12 protein-coding genes are annotated in these 16,113 nt (G+C 43.7%); 8 read left to right on the top strand and 4 right to left on the bottom strand.

What is annotated here, in order from left to right; all coding sequences use genetic code 11:
- The first annotated feature begins 56 nt into the window (after positions 1 to 56).
- The 3 genes from MHI32_RS17790 (at position 57) to MHI32_RS17780 (ending at position 5,220) form a co-directional block, all read left to right on the top strand.
- Positions 57 to 1,688, top strand: a complete 1,632-nt coding sequence (locus MHI32_RS17790; RefSeq protein WP_076129725.1) for an extracellular solute-binding protein — start codon at positions 57 to 59, stop codon at positions 1,686 to 1,688.
- A gap of 121 nt (positions 1,689 to 1,809) precedes the next feature.
- The gene (locus tag MHI32_RS17785) at positions 1,810 to 3,705 is read left to right on the top strand and encodes a family 20 glycosylhydrolase (protein WP_076303313.1); all 1,896 of its coding nucleotides are present in this window, start codon (positions 1,810 to 1,812) and stop codon (positions 3,703 to 3,705) included.
- A 15-nt stretch (positions 3,706 to 3,720) separates the two neighbouring features.
- Positions 3,721 to 5,220 carry an arylsulfatase gene (locus MHI32_RS17780; protein WP_340010426.1) on the top strand — a complete coding sequence of 500 codons (1,500 nt, stop codon included), beginning with the start codon at positions 3,721 to 3,723 and terminating at the stop codon, positions 5,218 to 5,220.
- Positions 5,221 to 5,292: 72 nt separating this feature from the next.
- Here the strand turns inward: MHI32_RS17780 and MHI32_RS17775 are convergent, their stop codons facing one another.
- Complete coding sequence (locus tag MHI32_RS17775) at positions 5,293 to 6,747, bottom strand: sulfatase-like hydrolase/transferase (RefSeq protein WP_340010424.1); 1,455 nt, start codon at positions 6,745 to 6,747, stop codon at positions 5,293 to 5,295.
- Positions 6,748 to 6,901: 154 nt separating this feature from the next.
- Between MHI32_RS17775 and MHI32_RS17770 the strand changes: the two genes are divergently transcribed.
- Positions 6,902 to 8,647, top strand: a complete 1,746-nt coding sequence (locus tag MHI32_RS17770; protein WP_339187411.1) for a beta-galactosidase family protein — start codon at positions 6,902 to 6,904, stop codon at positions 8,645 to 8,647.
- 131 nt (positions 8,648 to 8,778) lie between these two features.
- Positions 8,779 to 9,168, top strand: coding sequence for a hypothetical protein (locus tag MHI32_RS17765; RefSeq protein ID WP_076133856.1), 390 nt, complete (start codon positions 8,779 to 8,781; stop codon positions 9,166 to 9,168).
- An 84-nt stretch (positions 9,169 to 9,252) separates the two neighbouring features.
- Here MHI32_RS17765 and MHI32_RS17760 read toward each other — a convergent pair whose 3' ends face one another.
- On the bottom strand, positions 9,253 to 10,278 hold the full coding sequence (locus tag MHI32_RS17760) for a serine hydrolase (RefSeq protein ID WP_340010421.1): 1,026 nt from the start codon (positions 10,276 to 10,278) through the stop codon (positions 9,253 to 9,255).
- Between the two features lie 13 nt (positions 10,279 to 10,291).
- Entirely contained in the window at positions 10,292 to 11,122 is an 831-nt protein-coding gene (locus MHI32_RS17755; RefSeq protein WP_076141902.1) for a MerR family transcriptional regulator, read from the bottom strand.
- Between the two features lie 173 nt (positions 11,123 to 11,295).
- On the opposite strand from MHI32_RS17755, the gene MHI32_RS17750 reads away from it, so the two are divergent.
- The gene (locus MHI32_RS17750; protein ID WP_081387985.1) at positions 11,296 to 11,820 is read left to right on the top strand and encodes a sigma-70 family RNA polymerase sigma factor; all 525 of its coding nucleotides are present in this window, start codon (positions 11,296 to 11,298) and stop codon (positions 11,818 to 11,820) included.
- On the top strand, positions 11,817 to 12,983 hold the full coding sequence (locus MHI32_RS17745) for a hypothetical protein (protein WP_076129716.1): 1,167 nt from the start codon (positions 11,817 to 11,819) through the stop codon (positions 12,981 to 12,983). The genes MHI32_RS17750 and MHI32_RS17745 overlap by 4 nt, the downstream gene beginning before the upstream one ends.
- A gap of 247 nt (positions 12,984 to 13,230) precedes the next feature.
- Here the strand turns inward: MHI32_RS17745 and MHI32_RS17740 are convergent, their stop codons facing one another.
- Positions 13,231 to 15,147, bottom strand: a complete 1,917-nt coding sequence (locus tag MHI32_RS17740; RefSeq protein ID WP_340010419.1) for a right-handed parallel beta-helix repeat-containing protein — start codon at positions 15,145 to 15,147, stop codon at positions 13,231 to 13,233.
- A 120-nt stretch (positions 15,148 to 15,267) separates the two neighbouring features.
- On the opposite strand from MHI32_RS17740, the gene MHI32_RS17735 reads away from it, so the two are divergent.
- On the top strand, positions 15,268 to 16,047 hold the full coding sequence (locus MHI32_RS17735) for a helix-turn-helix domain-containing protein (RefSeq protein WP_076303304.1): 780 nt from the start codon (positions 15,268 to 15,270) through the stop codon (positions 16,045 to 16,047).
- Positions 16,048 to 16,113: the final 66 nt, after the last annotated feature.

Below are 16,113 nucleotides of genomic sequence, written 5' to 3'. Positions count from 1 at the left end.
AAAGATTTTAAATAGATTGATTCTATCCTAAAATAGTATAAAGGGAGGTTTCAAGCATGCATAGAAAGAAAATAATGACATTGGCATTATGTATAACTTTGTTGGCTTCAGTACTCACGGCTTGCGGTGGAGGCAATAACGGCAAAGGGCAGGCTGGTTCAAACGGTGAAACATCTCCGAATTCTTCTAACTCCACGGATAATCCTTACAAGGATCCAATGACCATTTCTCTTGGGTTTTGGGATGCGGATGCCGAGATTGCTAACATCGAAAAGGACCCGATCGCTAAACAAGTATTGGAGAAATTCAACATCACACTAAAACCTGTCAATTTGTCTTGGGATGACTATACCCAGAAGATTCAAATGTGGGCCGCTTCCGGCCAATTGCCAGACATTTTCGCGATCGACGCCGTCGGCACGCAATATCAGCGCAAATGGGTGAATCAAGGCGTTGTCAAAGCGCTCCCGGATCTTTCAAAGTATCCAAACCTTGCAAAATACTTCGAATCGCCAGATATTAAAGGATTAGGAGTAGATGGAAAGTATTATACTGTGCCTCGCCGGATGTTCCCGAGTGTTGATTGGAGCGCACTGGATCGTATGGTCTTCTATCGTTGGGATCTTGCTCAAAAGGCTGGGATCACCAAAGAGCCAGAGACATGGGAAGAGTTTGAAGCCATGCTTGATGCAATCGTAAAGTCGGATCCGGAAGGCAAGCATGTTACTGGCCTTACGACGACAACTACCAAGATGCTGGGCGGATTCTTCTGGTTGTATGGCAACCCGGTTGCTACTAGTGATGGAAGCGGCAGTGATTTTAAATGGATCAAAGAGGATGGAAAGTTTATCCCTGCTGTATTCTCTAAAAATGCGCTGCCAGCGCTGCAAAACATGAAGAATATGTACGAAAAAGGATTGATCGATCCAGACATCGCGCTCGTCAAACCAGCAGAGTCCTATGACAATTTCGTAGCAGGCAAAGCAGCTGCTCTTCTAAGCGGTGGAGGTTTCATAAATTTAAATAGCGATATGTATGAAAAACGCTGGAAAACAGCTTATCCGGATAAGGATATGACGGAGAGCGTGAAGGCGCTCAAGCCGCTTATCGGTCCTGATGGTGAACGTTCACATGCCATCTTTAAAACATACTGGTCAGAAAGCTATTTCAGCAATAAGATTGACGATAAAAAGATGGATCGCATCATGGCACTCTATGATTATGTGTTGTCTCCTGAAGGCAAGGATCTGTTGACTTATGGCATCGAAGGTGTAGATTATAAGCTCGAAAATGGGCAGAAGGTTGTCATTGAAAAGGGTTCATTAAATGAGAAGTATCCAGCTAGCAGATTTCTGAAGAATTTGGTGGCTTATGAAACTTCAGATAGCTATAACATGGATAACCCGACGATTGCTAACGAAGGAATCCGCAAAGAAGCTGTCGATTACATCGACTGGATTCAGAACAATACAAAGGTGCCAGAATACGACATTCGGTTAACTTATATGTCCACCCCAACAAAGGATAAATTTACTGTGCTTGACCATGATGATTTGCTTAAGATCATGCTTTCCAAAGAACCCGTTGAGAGTTACTGGAATAGCATTGTGAACGATTATAAGGCTAAAGGTCTTGATAAAATGATAGAGGAAGTAAATGAGAAGGCCAAGGAACAAGGTATTGAATAATGGATGAATAGAGAAGATCCGGGCGCTAGTAGCCCGGATCTTCCGTTTAATTATTTGAAGTATGGCTTAGACTGTGCGGCGCTACAGACCGCATACTTATAAGATTGGGAGGGTAAAGTCTATGAACCTTAGCATTCATTTGACAGGGTTAACCGAGAAACAGTTAGCAGCTGTTTCAGAAGTAGCGGGAATATTGAGTATTCGAATGGAACGCTCAGGGATACCAGTGATTTGTAAGAAGCAAGGGAAGGGCATTCGAATATCTTACGATGAGGCTCAGGTCACCATTGCGTATGAACAGGAACATCAATTGTTCCGGGCACTCAGCCGATTTCTTGAGAACGTACGCCGTGGAGAACGAGTTGAAATTAATGAACGGCCGGTTTATGAACAGTTAGGCTTCATGGTAGACTGTTCGCGAAATGCGGTTCTTAACTATGAAGGATACAAGGAATTGATCCGGCGTTTAGCGCTTATGGGATATTCAACGGTTCAGTTGTATACGGAAGACACCTACGAACTGGAGGGATACCCTTATTTCGGCTATTTGCGAGGCCGATATACAGGAGATCAAATTCGGGAGCTGGATCAGTATGCCGCGTTATTTGGCATAGAACTGGTTCCTTGTATTCAGACCCTGGCCCATCTCGGCCAAGCGTTGAAATGGCAGGCACATGCACCGCTTGTGGATTTCGAGGATATTCTCCTTATTGATGATCCCAGAACTTATGAGTTAATTGATCGAATGTTTGCTTTTATGTCGGCTCATGTAAGCAGTCGCCGCATAAATATCGGGATGGACGAAGCTCATATGATGGGACTTGGTAAATACCTGGATAAGCATGGGTATCAGGATCGCTCCTCGTTAATGTTAAAACACTTTAGCACTGTTATGGAGATCGCCAGAAAATATGGTTTCCAGACGATGATGTGGAGCGACATGTTTTTTCGTCTGGCCAGTTCCGGAGAATATTACGATGCTGAAAGTCCAATTAGCCCTGATATTGTAAAGCTGATTCCTGAAGATGTTACCTTGATCTACTGGGATTATTATTCGGAAACGCAGGAGAAATACGACGGGATGTTAAGCAAACATAAGCAGCTGAATGATCATATTGGATTTGCAGGTGGTGCTTGGAAATGGATGGGCTTCGCTCCAAACAATGAATTCAGTCGCCATGTCAGTCTGCTGGCTCATGATAGCTGTGTTAAGTATGGAATTCAAGAAGTGTTGATTACCGCATGGGGAGATAATGGCGCTGAAGCTTCCGTTTTCTCGGTTCTTCCTACCCTTCAACTTTGGGCGGAGCTCTGCTACACGAGATGTTTCGTGGAGAACCATGTCAAAGAAAGATTCAGTAGCTGCGTGCAAGGCAATTATGATGACTTTATGGCACTCGATGCGGCCAACTTGGTTCCGGGTAATTCGGCACCGGGGGGATGTTCTATCAATCCGGCTAAATACTTGCTTTATCAAGATATTTTATGTGGTTTGTTCGATCGACATGTTATTCCTAGCGCGTATTCGAAGCATTATCAGCAAAGTGCAGAAAAGCTCGAACAGGCGATCACTCGCAATTCGCCTTGGCAATCCTTATTCTCTGTACAAGCCAGCTTGTGTCGCTTGCTCGAAATAAAGAGCGAAATCGGGATTTCTATACGCGAAGCTTATCATCGTGGAGATTTAGAGGAATTGGCTCACTTTGCCAAGGTGACTTTGCCACAATTATCTGATTTGGCCAGACAATTCATGGACGACTATCGAGTGCAATGGGAGCAGGAAAATAAGGTGTTTGGTCTTGATGTCTTTGATCTTCGTATGGGAGGATTGCTTCAGAGAATCAGAACGGCGATTCATCGAATCAATCGTTATGTCGAAGGGAACGTGGAACAGATTGCTGAATTAGAAGAGGAGCTTCTGACGTTCGACGGCCTTGTTGACGAGGGCAACCCCAGGGCGATAAGTGCGAATTTATGGCACACGATTGCAACACCGTCTGTGATCGCTGGGGTTTAAGAAGGGGGTGAGGTTATGATTGATACTAATCTGGACAATCAAAAGGACACAAAGCAGCCTAACCTTCTGCTTATCACCGTAGATCAGATGCGTTTTGATTGCCTGAGCATTATGGGACATCCCGTCGTTGAGACACCCAACCTGGACGCTCTGGCATCAAGGGGGATCTTATTTGAGCACGCGTATTCGGCTACCCCCAGTTGTATTCCCGCCAGGGCTGCTATCATGACAGGAATGGGGCAAAGATCACATGGCCGGGTTGGTTATCAGGATAAGGTTGAATGGAATTACGCCCATACGATTGCCGGAGAGCTTGCTCAAGCTGGTTATCATACGCAGTGTGTTGGCAAGATGCATGTGTATCCTGCACGTAATCTATGTGGATTCCATAATGTGGTGCTTCATGATGGATATCTTCACTACAATCGGGATAAGAACCAAACGTTCCATGATGAACACTATGATCAAGTGGACGATTATTTGCAGTGGCTGCGAAGACAAACTGATACCAATTCGGATATCACTGACTTAGGCCTCGATTGCAACGCCTCAACGGTTGCCCGCCCCTGGCACTTGCCGGAAGCGATGCATCCAACGAATTGGTGCGTAACCGAGTCGCTAGACTTTTTGCGAAGAAGAGACCCTGGGAAACCATTTTTCCTATGGTCTTCCTTCGTTCGCCCGCATTCCCCCTTGGATCCGCCACAATGTTATCTAGATATGTACAAGGACTTGGAATTTCCTGATCCTCCAATCGGAGATTGGGTGGACGAGAGTGCTGCCTTAAACGGAGCTAAGGATCCAACTTCTTCGTTCACTAATTTGCCAAAGCGCAGATTGGATCGTGCCCGTGCCGCGTATTACGCGCTAATTACGCATCTTGACGACCAAATTGGGAGGTTGATCAATGGGCTGCAGGAGTATGGAGTTTTAAATGAAACTTTGATTCTATTTACTTCTGATCATGGTGAAATGATGGGGGATCACCATTACTTCCGCAAATCTCTTCCTTATGAAGGAAGTGCTAAGATTCCCTTCATAATGTTTGATCCGGGAGAAACGCTTGGACTTCTTGCCGGCTCCCGGCTTGATTCCATTGTAGAGCTTCGTGATATTATGCCCACATTTCTTGAAGCTGCTGGCGTCCAAATACCATTTACAGTAGAAGGGCAAAGTGTGTTGCCGCTGTGCAGGGGAGATCAGACATTGTGGCGATCTTATATTCATGGGGAACAAGCCTATGGAGAAAAGTCCCACCACTTCTTAACGGATGGAAGTGAGAAATTTATTTGGTATTCTCAGACAGGGGAAGAGCAGTATTTTGATTTAGCGGCAGACCCCTCAGAGAAGATTAATGCGATAGGCTGTATTGATAAATTCGAGCGCATAAAAGAATGGAGAGAGCGTCTTATTCACGAGCTGGAGGGACGAGAGGAAGGGTTTGTAAACAACGGCGAATGGATTGCCGGACGCCCAATTTCTCATATTCTAAAGGCATCCCAATTGGGGAAATAATCATAACTTAGGGCAACCTGAACTTTCAGGTTGCCCTAAGTCTGTTAAGGATAGAAAGAAAGGTTAGTGAATTTACCAGCTACTCCGGCGTTCAGGCAAAGGGTCCTGATCTTGAATCATTCGATGGACGAGCAATTCAACCATCGAATGGCGAATATCTCTATAATCGGGATCTTCAAAACGATTGGAGTTCTCATGAGGATCCTCTTTCAAATCATACAATTCACCGTAGGTCTCACCTGCGAAGATTACCAGCTTATAGCGTGTTGTACGCAAACACTTAGCGTTAATGCCGCGATCATGAGCAATATAAGCGGTTAGGGCAGAATTACGCACATGGGACTCTCTTCCAGCCAGCACCTCCATCTGTGACACACCTTGAATTCCGTAGGGAGTTTTGAGACCTGCGGCTGCAAGCAGTGTGGGGACAATATCAACATGTTCCATTAAAGCAGGGACCCGTTGCCCGGAAGCAATCCCAGGACCGCGTACGATCATCGGGATTCGTGTTAACCCTTCATAAAACCACGGCCCTTTGTAAATCAGCCCATGGTCACCGAGCAGTTCTCCGTGGTCGCTGGTGAAGAGGATGACTACATCATCGTACATTTCTTTTTGACGCCAAGCTTTTATAATACGTCCGATCTGCTCATCAATGAAAGTAATCATCGCATAATAATTTCGGGTGAGCCGTTTCATATGCGCTTCATCAAGAGAATGCTCCTCACCGCCACCAGGCCAATATCCTCCCTGACTTTGACGCAGCAGATGTGGAGGACGAAGATGCACGTCGTCTGCTTCGCTGGCTGGAGATGGAATGTCAGTGTCAGCGTACATATCCGCGTAAGCTTTTGGAGGGTCAAAAGGGTGATGTGGATCGACGAAACTGGTCCATAAAAATAGCGGTTGTTCGGTTTTGTGGGCGAGGATCACATCGATACTCCGTTCAGCAATCCAGTATGACTGGTGTAGCTCTGGAGGGATTTCGCTCTCCCACACATCGTTTTGAGCATTAGAAGCTCTGTAACGGTCCTTGCTGAAACGTTCTGCCGCTTCAGGGTTGCGCTCTCTAAGCCACTCCATATATTCCCCGATACAATTGTCTTCCGTAATATGATGTTCATCAAATCCGTAGTACGTTCCATCGGAAGCTCTTCCGCGGTCACGATAAGCAGGCTCTTCATATTCTTGTGAAAAGTCCCCCTTCATCTGAGGGCGGAAATGCATCTTTCCTATACCGATGGTTTTATAATCCGCTTTCTTTAAATGATCGCATAAGGTAAGTTCGTCTTCTCTGAGTGTGGTACCGATGTTCCAGGCACCGTGAACATGCGGATACCTGCCTGTAAAAATGGAAGAACGTGAAGGCGTGCAAACAGGACTAGCGCAGTAAGCACCAGTGAAGAGTGTGCCTTCCGAAGCAAGCTTGTCAAGCTCAGGTGTCAGTACGGAAGCGTTTTCGATACCTAGTGCGTCCGCACGCATTTGATCTGTGGTAATTAACCAAATATGAGTTCTTTTTGACATCCGTAACAACCCCCTATGAATATAGTGTATAGCATCACAAAAGCCTCTAGCAACCAATGAATTCTCCATATATTTCATTAGAATCGTCCATATGGGTTGATATTTTTATTACCTATAATTAAATAGTCTATCTCAATGTTGGAGGAGAAATTATATGCGGAAGTTATCCATATCAGGGGATCATTTTACATTAGACGAACAACCCATCCGGTTGCTTTCTGGTGCGCTTCATTATTTCCGGATCGTTCCGGAATATTGGCAGGATCGTTTGCTGAAGCTGAAGGCTTGTGGATTGAATACTGTTGAAACCTATATTCCTTGGAATTTACACGAACCAGAGGAGGGGAGCTTCAATTTTGCTGGATTTGCTGACATCGAGGCTTTCGTTAGACTTGCTGGAGAGCTTGGTTTGCACGTGATTTTGCGGCCAAGTCCTTATATTTGTGCGGAATGGGAATTCGGTGGATTGCCAGCTTGGTTACTTGCGGAGAATAACATACAGCTGCGTTGTAATGATAACGTCTATTTATCTAAGTTGGATGCCTATTTCGATGAGTTGCTTCCACGTCTGCGGCCTTTGTTAAGCACTAACGGTGGGCCTGTGCTTGCTCTTCAGGTAGAGAACGAATATGGAAGCTTTGGTAGTGATAAGACTTACCTGAATGATCTAAAAGCAGGAATGATCGCCCGGGGCATGGACGTTCTGCTGTTTACTTCAGATGGAGCTGAAGATCATATGCTCCAAGGGGGCATGATTGTCGGAGTGTTCGCCACGGTGAATTTCGGTTCACGGGCAAAGGAAGCCTTTGCTAAACTACGTGAATATCAGCCTACGGGACCGTTGATGTGTATGGAATTCTGGAATGGATGGTTTGACCACTGGATGAAACCGCATAATACACGCCCCGAATCTGAAGTAGCGGAGACTTTGGATGAAATGCTGGCTTTAGGAGCCTCTGTTAACTTCTATATGTTCCATGGGGGGACGAATTTTGGATTTATGAATGGGGCAAATCTTTTTGACAAATATGAGCCCATCGTAACCAGCTACGATTATGATACGCTGCTGGACGAATCCGGTAAGCCAACTGCAAAATTCTATGCAGCTCGAACAATAATTGAGAAATACGTAACGTTGCCGCCCCTGGAATTACCGCCGTTAATAAAGTCACAAGCTTATGGTAAAGTGTTGATGACAGAAGCAGCACCACTGTTCACTCAGTTAGACGTTTTGTCTCACCCAGTACATAGAGCATGTCCCGAGCCAATGGAGAAACTGAATCAGAATTATGGGTTCATTTTGTATTCGACGAAGATCAGTGGACCCCGCAGCAGTACGGAGCTCGTCCTTCAAGAAGTACGTGATCGTGCGCTTGTATTCGCGAATGGGGCCTTTGTCGGTACAGTTGAACGCTGGGATCCGCGAGGAATTCCATTAGAGGTTCCAACGGAGGGACTGCAGATCGACATCCTTGTGGAGAATATGGGGCGTGTAAATTATGGCCCGCTGCTTCGTGATCCAAAAGGCATAACCTGTGGCGTTAGACTCGGCTATCAATTCCTGCATGATTGGACGATTCGTTCTTTGCCTTTAACCCATCTTAAGGGATTATCATTCACACCGATAGATTGCGAGCAACGTCAGCAGCCCACTTTTTACCGGGGGAGCTTTCAAGTCAGTAAGCCTGAGGATACTTTTTTGCAGCTGGATGGATGGAGTAAAGGTCAGGTTTTTATAAACGGCTTTAATTTAGGGCGCTACTGGGAGAAGGGTCCAACTAAAACACTGTACTTACCAGCGCCGCTTCTGCGTCAAGGTGATAACGAGCTAATCTTATTCGAACTACATGGCGTAATGGAGCCAGTGGTTACTTTTGTGGATACACCGGAGCTCACATGATATTTAACGGGTGAGGAAGTATCATGATTCTATAGTATGGGTCTGATGATTTTTAATATATAATCGAAACAGCCCAACAATTTATAGGAACTGAAAATGCACGATTAGGGTGGGTTAGAGGAGGATTTTAAATGAGCTATGATTTGATGGCATTCGAGACGTCTAAAGCACCGCAAGAGAGAGCAGCGTTTATGGAGTGGTATGAACAGCAAGTGCAGTGGTCGGAAGACCATGCCTATAATGATCCATCAGTTTTATCGGAGGCGTTGCAACGCTTTTATAGTGAGTTGTCTGAGCAATTTCCTAATATGAATGTAGAGGACGAGATTTTTGAAGCGATGGAGGAAGCCGGAACGGATAACCGGTTGACTGACTACTCGCTTGGCTCATCCGTCATCTATGCGGCTTTCGCTTATTCTGTAGCTGAGGAAGCTTATACGGCGATGCGGGAGTTGGCTATAAAACACAAAGTAGGATTTTTTGATGTAAGCAGCAACGAAGGCGATATTATTTTTCCTTGAAGCAAAATGATTTAGAGTGTAGACAGCTGGTTGCTCTCCTAGTTGTTAATGAAGTAGTGGCAACCAGCATGTTTTCTATCTTCTTTACTCTACAACAGACGGAATAATACAATTCTTAATCAGAGGCCACCGGTCACGAGGCTGAAGTGTGAATTCTGAGGCGATGGCTACGACAAGTTTTTTTTCTGGAATGCAGCAAATGACATTACCACCATCACCTAACGCTGAGTAGGTGTAAACCCCGTCTTCTTCGCGTAGCCACCACAAGTAACCGTAATGATTAGGGTTCATCGCTGTTGATTCCTCAATCCATGTCTCCGAAATGATCTGATTATTCTCCCATTGTCCATGGTTCAAATATAATAAACCAAAACGCGCCATATCGCGTGGAGACAACGTAAGTCCCCATCCTCCTGTGGTGATACGATTTGGGTCTTCCACCCACCCCTTCACATTAACCCCAAACAAATCATCGAACCCAAATGAGCTCATCTCATAATCCGGGATTTCATTCATTCCGATAGGTTTAAATAAACGTTCGTTGGCGAACTCACGGGCACTTTGTCCAGTGCTGCGCGTGATGATGGCAGAAAGCAGATGTGCTCCAGCGGTAGAATATTTGAAATCCCCAATTGTTCCTTGTTGGCCTAGCATATCCAGCGTATATTTTACCCAGTCAGGCTGCATACACATTTGCTCCAGCGGTTCGTGCCAATCTGCAAAAGCATAAGGTGCGGTCATCGTAAGGAGTTGGCGTAAGGTGATTTCTTGTTTTTGCGGATCTTGAGCAGCGTTTGGAACATAGTCCGGGAAAAACTCCAGTACCTTTTGATCTGCATTGTTAATAAAGCCAGCCTCTATGGCAATGCCTATGAGCGCGGATATGATACTTTTTGTTACAGAGGCCACATGATGTGTGTCATTCGGGCTAGCGCCATTATAATATTTTTCATAAGCAATAGTTCCATTTCTTACCACAACAATCCCGTTGATATTGCTATACTCGGATTTGATCCTTGATTCTAGCTCTGAAAGCATATTAGCATCCATTCCTAAGTTTGCGGGGGCTGAGATTTGCCAATCTGAAGTTGGATAATTGTTTTTGAGCATGAAAGTTACTCCTTTATGAATTTTTTTTCTTTACTGGAAAATAGACCTCGGTAACCAGATCCTCAGGCACAGCAACCTGTGTCGGGTCCGTTAAGTAGATTTCATAAGGTGAGTTCACCCATTCATAACCTTCATTTTCTATCCATTCTCTCAGCTGAGCATAGACCGAGGTCAATTCTGAATAGGTGCCTTTAAGAACAGATCTCGCACAAAGAGCATCAGGCAAATCTCTTGTACCTTTTACACCCTCTTTTATGGGGAGAGCAAACTCTGTATCATTTCCGGCTGGATTATATTCATGGCTGTGATATATCGTTATTGGCGTACCGAGCAAAGTGAGTTTTTCCGTGGCGATTTTTTCATATAGCCTGCTAAAATAATGTCCATAACCTAACGCATAGTCATCACTGCTCAACATCTGACGCATAAAAAGAATATTCATAGGCTGAGTTTCAACAAGCTCTACTTTTATCTCATTCAGGTAAGACATCATGGGAATACCTTTCTCCAGATTTAAAACATCACTATTGATTTGTTGTAAGGTGTATTCATAAGCGCTTATTTTCTCCTGTATTTCTTTTTTCTTGAGATTAAGGGCTGAGTAGAGCTTCTCTTCTGAATGATTCTGTTCCCATTGTAAAATGTCTTTGATTTCTTCCAGCGAGAAACAATAACCTTTCAGACGATTGATAAAAAGCATTTTTTTAAGTTGTTTAATGGAGTAATACCTATAACCGTTCTCAGGGTTAATCTCATCGGGATGAATTAATCCGATCTCATCATAATATCGAAGCGTCTTCGTAGAAACTTCGCATATCTTCGAGAATTCTCCAATCGACAGCAAAAAGTCATCTCCTTTTTTCGTTTTAATTAAGCTTCCAAGCCAAAACATCGATGTTTGGTTCTAGCTCTACTTAACACCTTACCCTAAGGTCAAAGTCAACAGCAAAATAGTGAACCGATTCCAAGGTTACGACAATATATAGGTGAATGGCCATTCAGAAAGGAGTAGCCTACTTGGAAATTGAAGAGTTGAGTGACCTAATAAAATTACATGGCAAAGCAATTTACGCATTTTGTTTTACGCTTGCGGGGAATAGGGTGGATACGGACGATCTCTATCAGGAGACTTTTTTAAAAGCTATGGAAATGCGGCATAAAATGGACCTGAACCAAAATCCGAAAGCGTTCCTTATCTCGATTGCTATCTCATTACGCAAAAACAAACGCAGAAAATGGGCATGGCGGCAAAGAATTGCACCTACAGCAGATTATAATGAAGCGGTCGATCTGGCGTGTACTTTCGATGGAGAGGTTATGCCAGAGGATGCATTGCTGTCCCAGGAGCTTCGGCACATGATTCATGCTGCCGCAGACCGGCTGAATGAGAAACTGAAAATACCGCTCTATCTGTACTATACCGCAGAAATGACCGTTGATGAGATTGCTTCAGCGCTAAGGATTCCACCGGGCACAGTTAAAAGCAGACTTTTCCAAGCCCGCAAGGCGATGAAAAAGATTTTGGAGGTTGAATCCCAATGAATGACTCCGAAAAGTTGGATCAACTGCTAAAGCAAGCGCTAGCTTCTACAGCAGAGCCGACAGAGGAATTAAACGAAAGAATCATCCAACAGTTTAAGGAGACTAAACCAATGAAACCAGCCTATAAAAAAAGAGTTTCGATTGGACTAATGGTTGCTATATTCACGCTTGTAATGTCTTTAACGGCTTATGCAGCTACACAGCTATTTAGCCCCAAGCAGGTTGCTGAGCATCTGGGCCAGCAACTGCTGGCAAAAGCATTCGAAAGCAGGGATGCTGTTGAAATCAACCAATCGGTTATATCTGGTGATTATAACGTGACGTTGAATGGAATAGTCTCGGGGGAAGGTCTTTCAGAACTGAGTAAGTCTGATCAGAATATTAACCCAAACAGATCCTATGCCGTTGTATCCATCGCCAGAATAGACGGTGGCCCCATGCCTGCTACAAGTGAACCGGAGTATGGCCAGGATCCATTCTTTGTGTCACCGCTTATAAAGGGACTAAAACCATGGCAGGTTAATATCACAACAATGAATGGTGGCTATAGCGAGGCTGTTATAGATGGAATTATGTACCGGCTGATTGAATGTGATGGAGTGGAGATGTTCGCTGACCGAGGGGTATATCTAGCTGTCAGTAATGGTAGTTCTTTTTTCAGCAAAGATGCGTTTGCTTATAATGAAAGTACGGGGGAAATTAGCGCTAATAACGATTACAAGGGAACCGCTATTCTATTTGAACTTCCGCTGGACCCAACCAAAGCTGACCCTGTCAAAGCTGAGAGCTATTTACAGGAGCTGTTGAAAGAACCCTCTGCCGACAGCAAAGTTGATTCAGCGGTTTCAACAGATGCAGCTGCCTCTATTGATGATGATGAGAAGGAACTAATTAAAAAAATAGAGGATATGAAGAAAAAAATCTCCACCGGCACGATTATCCCTGAATCTGTAAAGGAAGTGCGTGTTGATGAACAAGGGGCTTTCAATTATGAATACGATAACTGGAGTGTCAAGCTTTTTGTCCAAAATATGTTTGAGGAAGGGCAAATCGGTTACTCGGATTCCGTAAGCTTCAGTGCGGACGATAAAGAAACTAGGGCACTTCAATTTTCCAGAGATGAAAAGGGTGTAATCACGGGCAGGATTATTATTTTGAATTAGAGTATCATTCAGATAACTTTTCACAAGACTTATCTATATTCGTTTTATTTATCGTCCATGACCTTCAGATCAATTCTTTGAACGGTCAGTAAAGAATTTAACGAAGAATTTAAAGCAGGAGAGATTGTTGAATATCAAATCATAATAGAACAAAACGAAGTATCTATTCAAAAGATTAAGGCCAATAAGTAGCAGACTCAATGATTGCAATGAAAAAAGCAGGTGGACTAGCCACCTGCTTTACCGATCACCACACTTTAATATAATTTTTGCCCTTATTCAAAAGTGTAAGAGGTCCTAAAGTGCTTTTATTCTCTTTCTTGTTATCCAGAAAATCTGTATCCAGGATTATATTGCTGCCATCCGGATTCTCAAACTCGGCATCCACGATGCGCACCCGCGGCAAAGTTTCAGTTGAATGTACTTCACCTAAGAAGTTAACGAAGCTATCAGGCAGATCAATGGAAAGGAATCCCTCATCTCCTTGATCTACAATAAAGAAGTCTGGATCAAAGCTTTCCTCAACCAGCTTTACATTCTCTTTTTCGAAAGGCTCTGCACTGTTTAAGTAAGCGTTGTTATTAATGAACATAGGCTGTTCAACGAGTTCAAACTCCTCAAGATCACCGTGTAACTTATGGACATTCTCGATATACTCCGCCAAAGAGGTGGTGTAGTGATTGAAATGTGATGTTCCCACGCCTGTCCATCCGTCTTTTCCAACAATGATATTGTTATAGAACCGATCGTCCCCACCATAAATAAGTGAGAAACCGGCAATTTTTGTACTATGCGGAAGATGATATTGCGTGGACCGGTTTAGTACCTTTCGATGAACCATCCTGCCGCCGATCAGATTGTTGATATAGGCTCCACCTTGGGCTACATTCTCTAAAGCATGTTTAGCTGTCAAGATATTATGGTCAACAATGTAAGGGCCATGGCTTACTTCTATAAACAAATCCCGATGATTTTGATAGAACAGATTTTTGCTGATTCTTGTCCCTTGGGTCTGCCAATCCAGCCATAAACCTAAAGTACAATCGTGAATCCGGTTATGGTGGATGTGAGTATCGATCGGTGCGTGAAGCTTGATCCCGGCAATTTCGTGGCCCCAGAATTCCCGTTTTGTCGCAATGTTGTAAATATGGTTATGATGAATTTCGCTGAAAATACAACCTAAGTGGCCGACGATGGCATTTTGGCCGCAATCATAAATGGTATTATGGCGGATAAGATGTGAACCGATCGATTCTTTGCTCCAGCCCTGACGCTCAGCAGTAAAGACGGATTCAAGCTGATATTGATATCCGGGTTTGTCTTTTCGAAGGGTACGGTAATTATGGCCTGTGGAAGCTTCTTTGCCGATACTGATAGCGCTGCATTTGGCATCGTGAATGATATTATTTTCAATAATCCAGCCTTTGCTCCAGTTAGTGCCCAGCAGTCCGGGCTGGTCTGCCGTTGGAGGTGCCCAAGGTGTTGCCGCATGCGCCATTTCAAAACCTTTTACAGTAATATAATCAATTCCGGTTTCTTCAGGGTAGAAACAAGATCTGCGTACATTGATTTCTACCAGTTCTTTGTTCGGGTTGGCACCTTGGAAATTAGCGTAAATCGTGGTGTGGTCAGGGCTTACTTCGGCAAACCAAACGTAGGTCGTCTGTTTTGGATTTTGGACCGGAACCATCTCTTGTGTCCAGAGATCCTTGAACTCCAGCTTTTCGACAGGAGCTGCCAGTTGATCATACTGACTGACCTCATAAAAAGACATGCCATTTAGATATACATCCCCTAAGTGTCTTTTCTCCTCTATAGTGACGAGCCAATCGCCAGACACTTCCTCAACATACGGATTAAAGATGCCAAAAAACGTGTTCGGCAAGATCACTTTCCATATTTGGTTCTCAACCTGCTGCCAATCTTGTATATGCTCAGAGCCTTTTATGACAACCTGCTCGTCTTCAGCGGCTTGATAAATAATTCTTCTTTGTTCGCTTAATCCTTTGTATCTCGGTTTTACCCACTCGCGATATATCCCTTCATGAACGATAACCTTATCCCCAGCCACAGCTACTGAAGCCGCTTTATTGATGGTTAAAAAGGGATCCACCTGAGTGCCTTGACCTTGATCTGAACCGGTTTTTGATATGTGATATTCCATTGTCCTATAACCTCCGCTTGGTTGACTTTATCCAATATTATAGGAAATAACGTTGTTAGTTCTATACTTTATATAGTACACTTTAAGACAAAATTAGTGTTTTCGTGAAGGAGAATCTACTTGTGGCCCTTTTTTGAAAAACATGGTGTCAGCGAAAAAGATTACTTTAAACTCATTTCATTGAAAAACTATCATTTTCCACTTCATTTTCATCGGGCATTTGAGATTATTTATGTCAAAGACGGGCAGTTATCTATCACCATTGATGGGAAAAGCTATCAGGTGCAGAAAAATGATCTGGTTTTTATTTTTCCTAATCAGATGCATGAATTTGAGACGATTGATTTTTCGGAGATTATGGTAATCCTTTTCTCCACAGAATTGATAGGTGATTTTCACATGAATTATAAAAGCTTTATACCAAATGATAATGTTCTCCATGCTGTGAATGAACCTGATTGTACAAAGCTGGATTCGATTTATAGCCAGAAAAGTTTCCTGTATGGTGTATGCGCGCAGTTGATCTGTCAGACATCATTTGCTCCGGTCAAACAGACCCCGCAAACAAAGGTGCTCTATAAAATCCTGCTTTTTGTAGAACAAAATTATTCTGCCGATTGCACATTAAAAGCGGTAGCAAAACATCTGCAATATGATTACCCGTATTTATCAAAGCTGTTTGTCCAGCTGATGAAAATGCCCTTCACAGATTACTTGAATCACTATCGGATCTCACAAGCATGTTATATATTAAAAAACTCGAATCTGACTATTGGTGAAGTTGCCAACCTTTGCGGCTATAGTAACTTACGGTCATTTCATCGGAATTTCCAGAAAATCACCCATCAATCGCCGAAAGGGTATCGGGTTTCCAATCCTCCTGATAAGGAAATGAACTAGAAGACTTAAAGGGGGGAGGGAAGAGGATAAAAAGAACTCCAAAACCACGAGTATAGTGGTCTTGGA

The organism is Paenibacillus sp. FSL H7-0690 (genome assembly GCF_037980415.1).
Taxonomy (GTDB): Bacteria; Bacillota; Bacilli; order Paenibacillales; family Paenibacillaceae; genus Paenibacillus_AQ; species Paenibacillus_AQ odorifer.
This window is presented reverse-complemented; position numbering and strand designations above follow the sequence as displayed.